Raw genomic sequence first — 15,374 nt, 5'->3', positions numbered from 1 at the left:
ACGCGATACCGGCGGCAAACTCCATTCCTCGCTATACCCCCGCCACGAACGTGCGGTAGCTCAGCGGCATGCCCGGCCGGTAGGCCAAGTGCACCGCGCTGGGAGCATCGAGCACGTGCAGGTCAGCGGCAGCTCCTTCCACCAGGGTGCCCTTCGCGGGGCGGCCCTGCGGGTCGAGTCCGTTGCCCACATTATGGCGGCGCAGCGCCGTGGCACCGCCGGTGGTGGCGGCGTGGATGGCCTCATCGACGGATAGATGCTGCTGCAGGACAGCCGTGGTCACGCAGTAATTCATCGACGAGGTATAGGAGGTACCTGGGTTGAGGTTGGAGGCGATGGCGAGGGTGGCGCCGGCATCGAGAAGCGCACGGCCAGGCGCTAAGGGCTCGCGCGTGGAGAGATCGCAGGCTGGGAGCATGGTGGCCACGGTCTCGGATGCGGCGAGCTTTTCGATGTCACTATCGCTCAGGTAGTTCACGTGGTCCACCGAGGCGGCGCCGAGATCGACCGCGAGGCTAACACCCGGGCCCTCGCCAAGCTGGTTGCCGTGCACGCGCAGGCCAAGGCCCAACTTTTTACCGGCTTCGAGAACGCGGCGCGACTGCTCTTCATTGAACGCGCCGCGCTCGCAGAAGACGTCGATCCACTGGACATATTCGGCAACGCCGTCCAGCATTGGGCCGACGACCTCATCGAGGTAGTCTTCCGCATCCGCTCCCGGCGGCACGAGGTGGGCACCCAGGAAGGTGACGTCATCGACGTGCTGGGATGCCACGCGCGCGGCTTCCACTTCAGATTCCGTATTGAGGCCATAGCCAGTCTTAGTCTCGAAGGTGGTGGTGCCACCGCGGCGGCCGGCTGCCACGCGCTCGGCGACGAGCTTATCCAAGCGCTCCGCCCCCGCCTCCCGGGTGGCGTCCATGGTCACAGCGATGCCGCCGGCCTCGTAGGAGCCGCCGGACATGCGGGCCTCAAACTCGGCGGAGCGGTCGCCGTCGAAGACCATGTGGGTGTGCGAATCCACCCAACCGGGCAGGACGGCGCGCCCGCCCAGGTCCACCTGGTCATCGGCGGCAGGCGCCTGGGAGGCGGGGCCAATCCAGGCGATGGTGCCGTGGTCGGCGATAAGGGCGGCATCGTTAAGCGTGCCGTGCTCGCTGACCGTGCGGAGTTCAGAAATTCCGGTAAAAAGTGTGCTCATTTAATCCCTTGCCTTAAATTCCATGGGTACGCGAACGCCGCGTTCTTTGGCTACTTCCTCTGCGCGAGAGTACCCGGCATCGACGTGGCGGATAACGCCCATGCCTGGGTCATTGGTCAGCACGGCGCGCAGCTTGGCGGCGGCGAGATCAGTGCCATCGGCAACCGTGACCTGACCGGCGTGGATGGAGCGGCCCATGCCCACTCCGCCGCCGTGGTGAAGGGAGACCCAGGTGGCGCCGGAAGATACGGCAGTCATGGCATTAAGCAGCGGCCAGTCAGCGACGGCGTCGGTGCCATCGAGCATGGCTTCGGTCTCGCGGTACGGGGATGCAACCGAGCCGGAGTCGAGATGGTCGCGGCCGATGACGATGGGGGCCTTGATCTTGCCCTCGCGCACGAGGTCATTGAAGAGCAGGCCGGCCTTGTGGCGCTCGTTGTAGCCGAGCCAGCAGATGCGGGCGGGCAGGCCTTCGAACTCGACGTATTCCTCGGCGGCGTCCAGCCAGTTGTGCAGGTGCTCGTTCTCCGGGAACAGCTCCTTCAGGGCTTGGTCAGTGACCTTGATGTCTTCTGGGTCGCCGGACAGCGCCGCCCAGCGGAACGGCCCCATTCCCTCACAAAATAGCGGGCGGATATAGGCGGGGACGAAGCCGGGGAACTCGAAGGCGCGCTGGTAGCCGGCGTGGCGGGCCTCATCGCGGATGGAGTTACCGTAGTCAAAGACCTCAGCGCCCTCGTCCTGGAATTCCACCATCGCTTGGACCTGTGCGGCCATGGATTCGCGGGCCTTTTTAGTAAAGGTCGTCGGATCCGCCTTGGCCTCAGACTGCCAATCCTCCACCGGGATTTCGGTGGGCAAGTAGGACAGTGGGTCGTGCGCAGAGGTCTGGTCGGTGACGATGTCTACCTTGAATTCCCCGGCGCGCTGGCGGCGCAGCACCTCAGGGAATACCTCGGCGGCATTGCCCACCAAACCAACGGAGAGGGCTTTCTTGTTTTCTTTGGCTTCGAGGACCAAGCGCAGGGCCTCGTCCAAGTCAGTGACTACTTCGTCGAGATAGCGCTTGTGCTGGCGGCGGCGCAGGCGGGATTCTTCCACGTCTACAATGAGCACCGCTCCGCCGTTGAGGGTGACGGCAAGCGGTTGGGCACCGCCCATGCCGCCGCACCCACCGGTCAGGGTCAGGGTGCCGGCTAGGCTGCCCTCGAAGCGCTTCTTGGCCACGGCTGCGAAGGTCTCGTAGGTACCCTGCAAGATGCCCTGGGTGGCGATGTAGATCCAGGAGCCAGCCGTCATCTGGCCGTACATCATCAGGCCCTCGTCCTCGAGCTTGCGGAAGTGCTCCCAGTTGGCCCAGTCGCCCACGAGGTTGGAATTGGCAATGAGCACGCGCGGTGCCCATTCATTGGTCTTCCAGATACCCACCGGCTTACCGGACTGGACAAGGAGGGTTTCATCGCTTTCTAGGTCCTTCAGCGATTCCACAATGGCATCGAAGGCCTCCCAGCTGCGGGCTGCGCGACCGGTGCCGCCGTAGACCACGAGGTCCTCCGGGCGCTCTGCCACCTCTGGATCGAGGTTATTCATCAGCATGCGCAATGGCGCTTCAGTTTGCCAGGATTTTGCGTTGAGTTCGGTGCCGCGGGGTGCGCGGACTTCGCGTGGTTCAGACATGGCTTCCTTTCGCTCGTGCTTATCGACGCCGTGCCCTACCCCAAGGCCGGTTTCCCGGGGCTGTCTCCCGGGGGCTTGGCGAGCGTCACAGATATCAATTTAGTGTGATGCACAACGTATTTAGAGCTTGCACAGTCACCAACTGTCTGGCATTTCAGACTCTGCGGCTACGATGGCATCCATGCGCCACGTATTGCCCGCCCTCGCCGCCGCCTGCCTGCTGGCAGGATGCTCCAACCAGCCAGAGGAAGCTCCAGAAGAACCAGAAAACTATGTGGCCCTCGGGGATTCCTACGCGGCGATGGGCTCGACGACGCTCCCTCTCGATCCGCCCGATTCCTGCGCACGCGCGCAAGATTCCTATCCGGAGCTCGCCGCGCAGGACATCGCCACGAGCTCTTTCCGCAATGTCGCCTGCCAGGGCGCGAGCACGCTCGATGTTTTATCCTCCGCGGGCGAGCACCCCGCCCAGGTGGACGCGCTTGCCCCGGATACGTCCCTTGTCTCCTTGAGCATCGGCGGCAACGATGCCAGCTTTGTGCGCCTGACCCAATGCGCAACGGACGATATATGCCAAGACGAATCGGGCCCGCAGATAGAACTGGAGCTACACGATCTGCCCCAACGCCTGGACAAGGTCTACGGGGAAATCGCCCACCGCTCACCTGAGGCAAAGGTCATTGCCACCGGCTATATCCCCCTCATCAACCCCGGCGAGACTTGCCCCTTCATAGAAAAAATCCCGGCCACAGACCGGGAGTGGCTGGCAGATACCATCCAGCGCATCAATCAAACAGTGCGCGAGGCCGCCGAGCGCAACGGCGCCACCTATGTGCTGCCAGACGATGCCGCGCAACATTCCGCCTGCTCAGATGAGCCATGGGTGGACTTTACGGGGCAGGACACTGACTCCTTCCCCATGCATCCCACCCACGCGGGCCAAGCGGCGATGGCGCAGGCGGTTAGCGCAGCTCGCTCGTAGCGGCCTCGACGGCATCGATCAGCGCGCCAGACTTGACCAAGCGCACGGTCTCCTCGATTTCCGGCGATAGGTAGCGGTCGGTGCCGGGACCAGGAACGGTCTCGCGCAGGGCGGCAATGACCGCGCCGGTGCCGCCAGCGGGCGTTCCTTCGCGCATGTCGATGGCGCGCGCCGCGGTGAGGATCTCCACGGCGAGCACGCGCTGCAGGCCATCAACGGCCTTGCGCAGCTTGCGGGCGGCGGACCAGCCCATGGACACGTGGTCTTCCTGCATGGCAGAAGAAGGAATGGAATCGGCCGAGGCCGGGGTGGCTAGGCGCTTTAATTCGCTGACGATGCCCGCTTGGGCGTATTGGGCGATCATGTGGCCGGAGTCGACACCGGGGTCATCGGCAAGAAAGGCATTCAAGCCGCGGTTGCGGGCCGGATCCAGGAAGCGGTCGGTGCGGCGCTCAGAGATGGACGCCAGATCCGCGGTGACGATGGAGAGGAAATCGAGCGCATAGGCCACCGGGGCGCCGTGGAAATTGCCGTTGGAGACCACGCGGCCGTCCTTGGTCACGACCGGATTATCAACGGCGGCCGCGAGCTCGCGCTTTGCTACCTGCGCGGTGTGCGCCAAGGTATCGCGGAAACCGCCGGCCACCTGCGGCGCGCAACGCACCGAGTAGGCGTCCTGGACCTGGTTCTTCTTGAACTCCTCCAGCGCTGCCGCGAGGATCTCGGAGCCGTCCGCCACCTGGCGGATATTGGCGGCAGAATCAGCCTGGCCCGGGTGCGGGCGCAGCTGCTGGAGGTCATCGGCAAAGACAACGAGCGTGCCAAGCAGGCCTTCTACCGTCATGGCGGTGGCGATATCGGCGGTCTTGGCGGCCGCGCGCAGGTCAGTGATGGCCAGGCAGAGCTGGCCAAGCATGCCATCGGTGCCGTTGATAAGGGCAAGGCCCTCCTTTTCGCGCAGCTCCAGCGGCTCGATGCCGGCGGCAGCAAGGGCCTCGCCGGCGTCCTTGAGCTCGCCGCCCACGCGCACCTCGCCCTCGCCCAGGAGCGCTAGGGCGCAGTGGGCCAGCGGGGCCAAGTCGCCGGAGCAGCCCAGCGAACCGTATTCGCGCACCACCGGCACGATGCCGGCGTTAAGGGCCTTGGCGTAGGTTTCTACCACCACGGGGCGCACGCCGGTACGGCCAGTGCACAGGGTGGATAGGCGCAGCAGCATGAGCGCGCGGATGACTTCTTCTTCCACCTCAGGACCGGTGCCGGCCGCGTGGGAGCGCACCAGGGATAGCTGCAGTTGCGCGCGCATCTCTTCTGGGATGTGGCGGCGGGCAAGCGCGCCGAAACCGGTGGAGATGCCGTAGACCGGCGTGGGATCCTGGGCCAGTTCTTCGACTCGGTCGCGCGTGGAGGCGACCTCGTCCAGGGCCTCGGCGGAGATTTCTACCGTGGCACCATAGCGGGCAACGGCAACGACTTCCTCAATGGTCAGCGCTCCGACGCCGACGGTAACGGTGGATGGGTATGCATTAGGCATGATGACTCCTAGTGTCTTTAGGGCAGCAAAATATAGCTCACGTCACAGCCTAACGCGCTAGCCCGCATGCTACCTCACTTTTCGCGCTGGCGATACATTTTTCCCGCGACTTTCTCCGCGGCCTGGCGCAGCGCCGCGATGAGCGCCTCCACCCTATCGCCCGGCGTGGACACGGGATAGGTCACCGCAATGGCCGCCGCGGGCCGCTCCAGGTGGTCCAGGATGGGCACCGCCACCGAGGCCTGTCCCCGCGAGATTTCTTCCACCTCTTGGTCCCATCCGCGCGCAAGGGCCCGGTCCAGCTGCTTTTTCAGGAGACCAAAATTTTCCCCGCCCGCGGTATCGAAGGCGGCCTTGACCTCCCATTCCGGCAGGTGCGCCAGCATCACCCTGCCCGAGGCCGTCTTATGCGCCTGCAGGCGCACCCCGACCTCCGTAACCAACGAGGTAGCGCCCGGCGCGCGGACTTCCTGCAGGTATAAAATCTCCGAGCCCGCCATGCGCGAAAGATGACCGGATCCGCCTACCAGCCGCGCGCATTCTTCTAGGTCGCGCGTTGCCATGCGCACCAGCGGCTGCTGGGTTACATACGCAGAGGCCATCGAGTACGCGGCCAGCCCCAGGCCGTAGGTCTTGTGCTCCGGCAGGTGGGCAACGAACCCGGCATCGACCATTTCCGCGAGCAGGTGGTACGTGGTCGAGCGCGGCAGGCCGAGCTCGCCTTGGATGCGGGCGGCGGAAATCGGGACATCGATAGTAGATAGCAGCTTGAGGATGTCTAGGGCATGGCGCGCGGCGGGGACTCGGTTAGCACTCACAACGTCCAATTATATTCCGCCATTGACAGACAAATTCACCGCACGCTTCTAGTATCGGCACTATGAATACCGAATCAGCCCCACTTTTTACTCCCGCCCCCGAATGGTCCGGCCGCTCCGATGGCCCCGGCGCCGAGCACGCGCGCTGGCATAGCGTCATCAACCAGACCGAATCCGCGCCCGTAACCCTGCTGGGGTTTGCCTCCGATGAGGGCGTGCTGCGCAATGGCGGCCGCCAGGGTGCCGCCGCCGGCCCCGCCGCTCTGCGCACAGCCCTTGGCTCCCTAGCGGTCCACCACGGCCACGCGCTTGCCGATGCCGGAACCATCACCACCCAAGGCGATGATCTCGACGGCGCACACGAGGCCCTATCTGACAAGGTCGAAGAACTCGTCCGCAGCGCTACCCTGCCGATTATCTTGGGCGGCGGGCACGAAACCGCCTTCGGCTCCCACCGTGGCCTGTTCCGCGCGCGCGGTGCCACCCCGATCATCAACTTGGACGCCCACTTCGATCTCCGCCACGCGGACCACGCCACCTCCGGCACGCCCTTTACCCAGATTTCCCAGCTCACCGATGACTTTGACTACACCGTCTTCGGTATTTCCCGCCCCAATAACACCGCGGTGCTCTTCAACGATGCCGATAAGTTCGGCGTTAACTACACCCTGGATGAGGAGCTGGTGAACCTCACCCCGGCCGAATGCGGCGCGCTCGCCACCCAGGCCACCGCCGCTGCGGACAAGGTCCACCTCTCCATCGACTTGGACGTGCTTCCCGCCTCCACCGCGCCGGGTGTATCCGCCCCGGCTAGCCTCGGCGTTGCCTACGAGCGCATCCGCGCCCTGGCGGTCGCGATCGCGGCGACGGGCAAGCTCGCGCTTGTCGATGTCGTCGAGCTCAACCCCACCTTCGACATAGACAACCGCACCGCCAAGGCAGCGGCGCGGCTTATCGATGACATCGTTAACGCTCACCTCACTGCGGTAAGCGGGCAGTAAGACTCAGAACAGGAGGTGCGCAATCGGGGTCGCAATCACGATGGTGAGAGCAACGCGCTCAAACCAGATGATGACCAGGTGGGATAGCTTCACCGGAATCTTGGTGGCCAAAATGCACGGCACCAGGGCGGAGAAGAAGATGATGGCAGAGACCGCCACGACCCCGATGACGAATTTCAGCACCATGGAATCGCTGCCTGCTACAGCGGTGGCGGGTAGGAACATCTCCGCGATGCCCATCGCCGCGGCCTTGCCGCCGAGTTCCGGCTCCGGCAGCTGCACAATCCAAGCAAAGGGGTAAAACAGGTACCCAATCCATTCAAAGATCGGGGTAAACCGCGCAAGCAGCAAGCCAATAAGGCCCACCGACATAATGGACGGGACGATGGCTGCGGCCATGCGCACGCCGTCGCGCAGGTTATCCCAAATGGCCTGTGGCAGCGACGGCGCGCGCTGCAAAGCCAGCATCGCCTCGCGCCACGCATTCTTAAACCGCGATCCTTCTACCGGCTTTTCCGGGTCTGGCTCTACACCCGCGCAATATTCATCCGGGATCGTCCGCAGCGGCGGGATGCGCACGGTAATGGCCGTAACCAGGAACGTCACCAGCAGCGTGACGGCAAAGTAGGTGCCCCAGATATTCATCAAATCCAGCTGCTTGGCCACGATGACCATAAACGCCGCCGATACCGTGGAAAACCCCGTGGCAATAACGGCAGCTTCCCTGCCGGTATAACCGCCCTTTTGATAGACGCGGTCCGTGACCAAAATGCCCAGCGAATACGAACCCACGAAGGATGCCACCGCATCGATGGCGGATCGACCCGGCGTCTTCCACAGCGGGCGCATGATGGGCTGCATCAGCACCCCAACAAATTCCAGGAGCCCAAATCCAATAAGAAATGCCAGGAAGGTACCGCCGATGGGCACGATAAGCCCCACCGGCGTGGCAATAGAGTTCCACAAGAAGGGAACCAAGTCCTCATCGCCCAATACCCACGGCAGCGCGTCAATGACCATGAGGAAGGAAATGACCGCGCCTGCGATATTGAGGACCGCAAAGACCGCTTGCAGCGCGCTTTGCCTAAACGCCCCAGTACTAAAGCTACGCACCGTTCCATACACGGCGAGCGCAAAAATAAGCCACGGCACCACCGCCGGGATGCTATCGCGCACGATGGTGACCATGTGGTCCAAAAGAATGGAGTTCTTTTCCTTATACGTCACAGGAAAGAAGAACACGAACGCGCCAATGGCGCTATAAACAAAGAGTTTCCACCGTCCCTCAGGCCGCGGGACTTCCCCGTCATGGCTCTGGATGCAGGAATTAACTGAATTAGTAGATGTCACGATAGACCGCCCCTCAAGCTTGCATGATGATCAAGCCCGCGCGACAGCCTGACGCGAACATTGGGAATATGTTAGCTAAATTACATCTTGTTGTCCAGAGAGTACCCCATCACTCCATCGAGCTATTCTTCAGTCCCCTCCCTTCTGTCCGGTCAACTCTTGGTTTTATGGGGGTGATCCGTCATCTTTTTCATGCCACTAAGGTTAAAGTTACTTATGCAACTCCCCACACTGTGAAAGGCGAAGCATGTCTGAAGGCATCCTTAACGAAGAGAGCATTGAGTTTTTCCTCGAAGAATTCGCTAATACCTCAAGACTTGGCCAAGACTTAGATTACAAAAAGAGCAAGATGCTCCGCTTTAGCCCGACGCAGGAAGCAGAGATTGAAGAAGCTTATACAAGGCACAAACGCCAGATTGGCCACGTTGTCGATCGGGGAATGGCGGCCTACAAGCGTGAGAAGCGTGGAGAGAATTGGTATATCCCAAACCTCAATCGTGACATCTATTGGCCACCGCTTCGTGCATCTATTGAGGAAGACTTAGGTCCTGCAATCGAGCAAATCGATCGCTCTTCGACAGCTGTTATGAATGGGCTCCGCCCAACTACTGCCGCGAAAAACCAAAAGTCAAAGGGCCTAGTCCTTGGCTATGTCCAGAGTGGCAAAACGACAAACTTCATGTCAGTTATCGCCAAAGCAGCTGATTCCGGTTATCGCCTCATTATTGTGCTAACTGGTATAACAGAGAATCTCCGCCGCCAAACTCAAAAACGCATCGACGAGCAGCTAATCAGTTTACACAGGAGTCGTTGGACACGATTAACGGACGAAGAATCCGACTTCAGTGGGGACCGCAATTCAGCTCGAATCGAAGATGATAGGGCACGATTCATTGCGGTGGTTAAGAAGAATGGTCCTCGCCTGCGCCGACTAAATCAATGGCTATCCGCGGCAGGAGCAAGGGCTGATAAATGTCCCATATTGATCATCGATGACGAATCCGACCAAGCAAGTATCGATGTCTCTCCACAGACTCGTGCTGAACGATCTGCGATTAACCAACAAATTTCGAATCTGCTCGAATATGAGATGGCCTCATATATTGCCTACTCTGCTACTCCGTTCGCCAATATCCTGATTGACCCTTCCAAAGAAACCGACCTGTATCCCTCTGACTTCATTATCTCTCTTCCAGAGCCAGAAGGTTATTTCGGTTCTCGGTCACTTTTTGGCCGAGAACCCATCGGCAGTGAAAGCCTCGAAGAATTGGATAACGATGGCTATGACATGATCCGGACCATCTCTGACGCTGAAGTCGAAGGGATCCGACTGAACAAGAAGCAAAAGGAAAACCAGTCGATTATCGGAGGACCAGCGCTCACCGAAGCAATCCGATGGTTCATTTTGGCGACCGCTGCGCGATGGTCAAGAGGGCAACAAGATAAACACTCTTCGATGCTCATCCATACCTCGATGCTTCGCAATGATCACGATGATCTCGAAATCCTGGTGAAGGCAGAATTAGACACTTTACGGCAGCAGTTCGCCCAAGGAGAAAGTGAAACCTCTAACTGGCGTACTCAATGGGAAGAAGAAGCAGAACGCGTTCCCGCCGCGGACTTCGGACTACAGCCAGTTTCTTTTGAAGAGTTGGAGGTCCACCTTCAGGAGATTCTTGATACCACCTCTATCGCAGTTGACAACGGAACTTCAGATTCGCGTCTGGATTACGACAACTCAACTCAAACAGTCATCGCAATTGGCGGTAATACCCTGTCCCGCGGACTGACTCTAGAGGGGTTAGTCTCTTCCTATTTTGTTCGCCGCGCGTCAGCTTACGACACCCTCCTACAGATGGGTCGTTGGTTCGGATTCCGTAGCGGGTACCAAGATTTGCCTCGAATCTGGATGCCGGGTGAACTGCGAAACTGGTTCCATGACTTGGCAACCGTGGAAGCCGAGCTGCGCGAAGAACTTGATGTCTATATTCAAGAGGAAACTAGCCCAATGGAAGTACAGGCTAGAATCCGGATGCACCCGGATATGGTGATTACCAGCAAAGCAAAGATGCAAGATGCGGTACAACGCCAAATGAGCTTTTCGGGTAAAAAAGAGCAGACTATCAAGTTCAAAGAAACTGATACAGAGTGGCTACAAAACAATCTTAGCGCCACGAAAGACCTCTTTAAATCAATCCAAAAACGCGGAATTGACCAAGAAACTGGGCTATTTAACTTCCCGGTCTTTCGAGATGTGCCCTATGTCGAAATACTGGATTTCTTAGAAAAATATGAAATCCATGGCGATACACGCCTTGGAAAGGAGGACGCAAAACTTCTCATCGACTACATAAGGCAAGAGTCAGTGGAACGGCGAATCAAAAAATGGAACGTATCCGTCGTCACTCAAGCAAAGCCACAATTTGGCACAATCGATCTCGGATTTGGCGATGTCAACCTGATTTCCCGTTCTCCTTTAGCTAATAGCCCCAAAGGATCGGCGAACATTAAGACCTTGGTCACAACTACCGACCGTGTCAATGACGTGATCAGAAATAGTGATGAAGAGCGTCTGGAATTCCGAAAACAACTGGCGGAGTCTTTCGAGGGTGGACACAAAGAAGCCAAGCTTCGCAAGGCACACGATAGTTACGCCGGAACTGGCGTTGGCCACCTAGCGATCTATCCCATTAGCAAGGATTCAGTCCCTCGGTCGGGGACCACCGAAAATCCTAGGAAGGTACACCGAAAACCGCTAGAGGCTGAAGAAAATATTATCGGCATCGGTATCTTCTTCCCCACTTCAACTGCACATGATTCCAATGTCGACTACATGTCAGCGCCTGAAGCGGACGATGAAATCATGGAGGTTTACAAGCAAGCCGATGAAGAGATTCGCATGCTTAACGAGCTAGATGAGGCCCAAGCTTCAGCCGAGGAAGAGCATGCAAAGCACTAAATTTTACTTCGAGGAACTACAGTCAAAGAAACGAACCAGCAACTCATTACTTGGGGATGGTTTTCTATTTGCTCTGCCAGTAAAAAATAGTAACGGATTTGTACGCCTTTTCTCTGACAATGATGACAGTTTTGGGCTGCTAGTTCCGTTAGGTTCTCAGGACCCGAAATGGATTCAAGCTGATACGCACAGCGAGCACATCAAACTCCTTTGCAAGCCGCTTGAAGGCAAACTTCATGCAGAAGTTCGTCTTTCCTCCTCTGCATTTGTTGAGGTATTTTGTGCCTTTTCTGACTCGCTATTGCAAGAGATTGAACAGAATCCGGAAAACGCTGGACTTGCGGCGAGTGCACAACTAACTAAGTGGAGGGCTCTCTTTACCCGAGAACAGAGCAGATCCCTGTCCCGCTCCGAGGAGATCGGGCTTATCTGTGAGCTTCAGACCATGCTTGAGCTCTTAGACAATGGCCAAGACAACGCCTTCTACCGTTGGACCGGTCCGGATAGTCAGCACCATGACTTTCGATTCGAAGACCGCGGGATTGAGTGCAAAGCAACCGCTGTTGCAAAGGGCTTCCCTGTCTCTATTCACGATGTGCACCAGCTCGATCGGGAGCCAGACATTAAACTGCTGCTCCGGGCAAATAAATATGAGAGCAGTCCAAATGGCAACATCACAGTACGAGGCATAGTAAACCGGCTACTCCAACGTAAGGAAGTTCCTGCTGACGAGTTTCTTCATAAATTAAAGGCAGTTGGTTATTCACTGCCCAGATGGGAAGAGCCTACTGATGAATCTGCATATCATCTTGTAGATTCTCAAACTTTTGAAGTCGTTGATTCCTTCCCCATGATCCCCTCAGTAGGACTCTCCGAACGAATTAGCAACGTCCAATACACCATAGAGCTTGCTGAGCCTGAGCAATTGCCAGGCCATAGAGAGGATGGATCCCTTAACTATGAGTAAAGCCGCCTTTCATCATGAAGAGTTCTTCCAGGACTCTGGGAACATGCATGGCAATTCAGCCACGAATGCTTTGGGGCGCCCCAGCTTAGAAAGCTGGGATCTTTTTACCCGGGAAACTTTGCAAAACAGCTGGGATGCACGAGATACCAGCAGTCACGACGATGGCGTTAGCTATTCGATTCGTTATCACGAGTTAACGGGGTACAGAGCGGACGAATTGCGCAATTTCTTTGATGAAGGAACCCGTGGACTAAATAACCTCGACGAATATCTGCATGGCGAGGACGCCGACACACTTCCGATACTAGTCGTCTCTGATTCAGGAACTGCTGGCCTACGAGGCCCGACTTCTGCGGCTATGAAGTACGAAAAAGAAGATGATTTCGTGGCTCTAGTTCGTAACATCGGCCGAAATTCCTCGAAAAGCTAAAAGGTGGCACCTATGGGTTCGGCAAAGGCGTTTATTTTAGTGTAAGTACGACTAGGACTGCACTGGTATATACCCGAACAACTGATGAGCACGGGCAAGAGGTGAGCCGCTTCATCGCTATGGCGAATAGTGACGGCTATACCGCCTCGGATCTTAATTACACCGGACGGCATTGGTGGGGCGTTCGCGCTGAAGGAGTAAGGGGTAGTGTTTTTGCCAACCCCTTTACAGGCGCACAAGCCGATTCTCTTGCACGTCATTTCCTCATGGATCAAGACTTCAGCGATGAACGACCACACGGTACTGCGATCGCCGTACTCGGTCCTGACTTCGACGCCGGCGAAGGTGAAGGAGTGCTCGAAACCATCGCAGATGCACTGACCAAGTGGGCATGGCCCCATATGATTGCCAAAATCGAAAACATGGATCCGATCGACTTCACCGTCGCGTATAAGAATCGAGAAATTCCTGTTCCTGACCCTCAGCGTGACCCAGTTTTGCGTCGATTCGTAAATGCTTATCAGGTGGCAGTTTCCAAGCCCGAACCACCAACCAAAGCCGATCACCAGAACTCTTTCAGTGCTGTGGGCCTAAGCCATTGGAAAGACATTACTTCAAAGAAACCCATCGAGTATTTAGGGCGTCTAGTTACTACTAGATTCGACTCAGACGGAATTAGCCACCGCTCTGTCTTCGGTCGTAATGAAGAAACGCTTCATCAACACATCGCCCTGATTCGTAGCCCTCGCATGGTTGTTAACTATTGGAAAGGGCCTTATCCAGGAGATGACTCATTTTACAATGGCGTCTTCATTGCCTCTTCCAAATTGGATGCCCTATTTGCTAGCAGTGAACCGCCTGCTCACGATGAGTGGAACCCATCAACGGTGGATCTGAAGGATGAACGCTTCTATATGGAGGGCTCAAACCGCCCTAGGAGGTCAAACCCAGTCAACATTGCTCTCACCCAAATAAAATCCTCTCTTCAAAGAGACAACAAAACTGGATCTCAAGATGAGCTCACACAATCCAGCTCTGCTGTGAGCGGACTATCTTCGGCTCTAGGGGAACTGATTTCTACTGCTCCTGGCACCAGCAAAAGGGTAAAAAAGATTACAACTTCCAAAAGGCCACAGCAAGCTATTCGGAAGACTAAAAAGGCGAAGACCTCAGTCTCGCTCGATAATCTAGTCTCTACAAGCGCTGGAACCGTCGCCATATTTGATGTCAGTTACTCTAAAGCTAATTCTTCGTCCGCCTCAAGCGCGTCGCTTTCAGTTGAAGCCAGCGTGCTAGTTGACGGCAAACGAGTAAAAGACGAAGAAGATGGTGTTGAAATGCCAACCCACTTGGGATGGCTCAACACTTTTAGTACTGAACATGATTGGGAAAAGCTTGTTGCCAATCCACCTGAACATCATGCTCTTGAAAAACAGATGCGTGGCAGCTCTTGGAATGGAAAGTATGCTGTCCTTCAACCAAAAGATTCAGCTATTAGCGTAGAAATCAACGTAGAAGACGAACCGGAGGATAACGCCTAATGGCAAGTACAAGCCTTGGGTTCAATATCCCATCTGAGGAAACTATTGCGTTATTCGACTTTGATGTCTTGATTGATGGGTACTCTCTCCAGACTGCTGAGTCGAGCAGGCAAGTAGAGTGGACCCCTTCTGCTTCTGTCGAGATCCAGGCTGAAGTAGACATCTCTTTAAAAGAGGCACTATCCACTGCTTCCCTAATAAATGACAAACAGGAAGTTGTAGGCATACTAGGCCTAGTTCTTACTTGGAAGTCCACTCGTACGAATCTCCATGGGGCCACGGCACCTATTGAAGTCGTGGATGGTCTAAACCGAATCAGCACCGTTCTTGATGGCTCAGTTCTAGGGGGAGACCTTCAAGTTTCAACGCAAGTTATTTTACTTGCCAACTTGGATCCAGATAGCACTCCCCTAGCCGCTCACAAATTGGGATCACGGCTTTGGTCATCAAGCTATTCAGTGGCGTTAGAGGGTACCGGTTCCCAGTTCCCAGTAAGTTTCCTGGATTTCAAGAATTTTCATGGCCTTCCTGATAAAGCATTGTGGAAAATTGAGGTCCAAGGCGACTTGGAAGCACATGCTTCTTCAGCCGTCCGTCTGAAACTAAATTCTTCGCATCCTAGGATTCAAAAATATCTGGCTGACGTAAATTCTTCGACGAATGAGGACTTGGCTTTCCAGCTGCGCGTTGCTTCTGTAACTCAAATGCTCGCATTCGCTTATCTACAAGATATACCGCAACTACAGCAGTATGCAGTGGAAGATGAGTCCACCTTGGCCGCCATCCTCCAGACCACCCACGATACTTATTTCCCGAATATCACCTTAGAAGAAAATTCTGAGAAGTTTAAGGAATCACCTGGTTGGTTAGAAGCTGAACTACAGAGTGCTATGTATAAGAAGAAAGACTAAACGTTC

12 protein-coding genes are annotated in these 15,374 nt (G+C 56.8%); 7 read left to right on the top strand and 5 right to left on the bottom strand.

The features are described from left to right. Nucleotides 1-31: 31 nt before the first annotated feature. Both hutI and EL217_RS04625 read right to left on the bottom strand, forming a co-directional pair. Entirely contained in the window at nucleotides 32-1,201 is a 1,170-nt protein-coding gene (hutI, locus tag EL217_RS04630) for an imidazolonepropionase (RefSeq protein WP_005280144.1), read from the bottom strand. Continuing rightward, the gene (locus tag EL217_RS04625) at nucleotides 1,202-2,878 is read right to left on the bottom strand and encodes a urocanate hydratase (protein WP_126318792.1); all 1,677 of its coding nucleotides are present in this window, start codon (nucleotides 2,876-2,878) and stop codon (nucleotides 1,202-1,204) included. Between the two features lie 181 nt (nucleotides 2,879-3,059). Between EL217_RS04625 and EL217_RS04620 the strand changes: the two genes are divergently transcribed. Beyond that, the gene (locus EL217_RS04620) at nucleotides 3,060-3,860 is read left to right on the top strand and encodes an SGNH/GDSL hydrolase family protein (protein WP_232018395.1); all 801 of its coding nucleotides are present in this window, start codon (nucleotides 3,060-3,062) and stop codon (nucleotides 3,858-3,860) included. Here EL217_RS04620 and hutH read toward each other — a convergent pair. Further along, nucleotides 3,841-5,391, bottom strand: coding sequence for a histidine ammonia-lyase (gene hutH, locus EL217_RS04615; protein WP_126318788.1), 1,551 nt, complete (start codon nucleotides 5,389-5,391; stop codon nucleotides 3,841-3,843). The two genes, EL217_RS04620 and hutH, sit on opposite strands and share 20 nt — an antisense overlap. Before the next feature lie 74 nt (nucleotides 5,392-5,465). Next, nucleotides 5,466-6,209: an IclR family transcriptional regulator gene (locus EL217_RS04610; RefSeq protein ID WP_126318786.1), complete on the bottom strand. Its 744-nt coding sequence runs from the start codon at nucleotides 6,207-6,209 to the stop codon at nucleotides 5,466-5,468. Between the two features lie 62 nt (nucleotides 6,210-6,271). Here EL217_RS04610 and hutG point away from each other — a divergent pair, with 62 nt between their 5' ends. Beyond that, complete coding sequence (hutG, locus tag EL217_RS04605) at nucleotides 6,272-7,210, top strand: formimidoylglutamase (RefSeq protein ID WP_126318784.1); 939 nt, start codon at nucleotides 6,272-6,274, stop codon at nucleotides 7,208-7,210. Between the two features lie 3 nt (nucleotides 7,211-7,213). On the opposite strand, the gene EL217_RS04600 is transcribed toward hutG, so the two are convergent. Further along, nucleotides 7,214-8,560: a YjiH family protein gene (locus EL217_RS04600; RefSeq protein WP_126318782.1), complete on the bottom strand. Its 1,347-nt coding sequence runs from the start codon at nucleotides 8,558-8,560 to the stop codon at nucleotides 7,214-7,216. Between the two features lie 247 nt (nucleotides 8,561-8,807). Between EL217_RS04600 and EL217_RS04595 the strand changes: the two genes are divergently transcribed. From EL217_RS04595 to EL217_RS04575, 5 genes are all read left to right on the top strand, one after another. Continuing rightward, complete coding sequence (locus tag EL217_RS04595; protein ID WP_126318780.1) at nucleotides 8,808-11,519, top strand: Z1 domain-containing protein; 2,712 nt, start codon at nucleotides 8,808-8,810, stop codon at nucleotides 11,517-11,519. After that, nucleotides 11,506-12,486, top strand: coding sequence for a PD-(D/E)XK motif protein (locus EL217_RS04590; RefSeq protein ID WP_172596713.1), 981 nt, complete (start codon nucleotides 11,506-11,508; stop codon nucleotides 12,484-12,486). The genes EL217_RS04595 and EL217_RS04590 overlap by 14 nt, the downstream gene beginning before the upstream one ends. Continuing rightward, nucleotides 12,479-12,916 (top strand): hypothetical protein, encoded by a 438-nt coding sequence (locus EL217_RS04585; RefSeq protein ID WP_126318776.1) that lies wholly within the window; start codon nucleotides 12,479-12,481, stop codon nucleotides 12,914-12,916. The genes EL217_RS04590 and EL217_RS04585 overlap by 8 nt, the downstream gene beginning before the upstream one ends. Before the next feature lie 101 nt (nucleotides 12,917-13,017). Then, a complete protein-coding gene (locus EL217_RS04580; RefSeq protein WP_126318774.1) occupies nucleotides 13,018-14,457 on the top strand; it encodes a hypothetical protein in 1,440 nt (479 codons plus the stop codon). After that, nucleotides 14,457-15,368: a hypothetical protein gene (locus tag EL217_RS04575; RefSeq protein ID WP_126318773.1), complete on the top strand. Its 912-nt coding sequence runs from the start codon at nucleotides 14,457-14,459 to the stop codon at nucleotides 15,366-15,368. Before EL217_RS04580 ends, EL217_RS04575 begins: the two co-directional genes overlap by 1 nt. Nucleotides 15,369-15,374 lie beyond the last annotated feature (6 nt).

Source organism: Corynebacterium segmentosum, from assembly GCF_900637825.1.
GTDB lineage: Bacteria > Actinomycetota > Actinomycetes > Mycobacteriales > Mycobacteriaceae > Corynebacterium > Corynebacterium accolens.
The sequence above is the reverse complement of the archived record's forward strand: the minus strand, read 5'-3'. Positions and strand labels throughout refer to the sequence as shown.

Coding starts and splice junctions, on each gene's coding strand:
- EL217_RS04595 (WP_126318780.1), top strand. CDS start 8,808: ATGTCTGAAGGCATCCTTAACGAAGAGAGCATTGAGTTTTTCCTCGAA.
- EL217_RS04590 (WP_172596713.1), top strand. CDS start 11,506: ATGCAAAGCACTAAATTTTACTTCGAGGAACTACAGTCAAAGAAACGA.
- hutH (WP_126318788.1), bottom strand. CDS start 5,391: ATGCCTAATGCATACCCATCCACCGTTACCGTCGGCGTCGGAGCGCTG.
- EL217_RS04585 (WP_126318776.1), top strand. CDS start 12,479: ATGAGTAAAGCCGCCTTTCATCATGAAGAGTTCTTCCAGGACTCTGGG.
- hutG (WP_126318784.1), top strand. CDS start 6,272: ATGAATACCGAATCAGCCCCACTTTTTACTCCCGCCCCCGAATGGTCC.
- EL217_RS04620 (WP_232018395.1), top strand. CDS start 3,060: ATGCGCCACGTATTGCCCGCCCTCGCCGCCGCCTGCCTGCTGGCAGGA.
- hutI (WP_005280144.1), bottom strand. CDS start 1,201: ATGAGCACACTTTTTACCGGAATTTCTGAACTCCGCACGGTCAGCGAG.
- EL217_RS04625 (WP_126318792.1), bottom strand. CDS start 2,878: ATGTCTGAACCACGCGAAGTCCGCGCACCCCGCGGCACCGAACTCAAC.
- EL217_RS04575 (WP_126318773.1), top strand. CDS start 14,457: ATGGCAAGTACAAGCCTTGGGTTCAATATCCCATCTGAGGAAACTATT.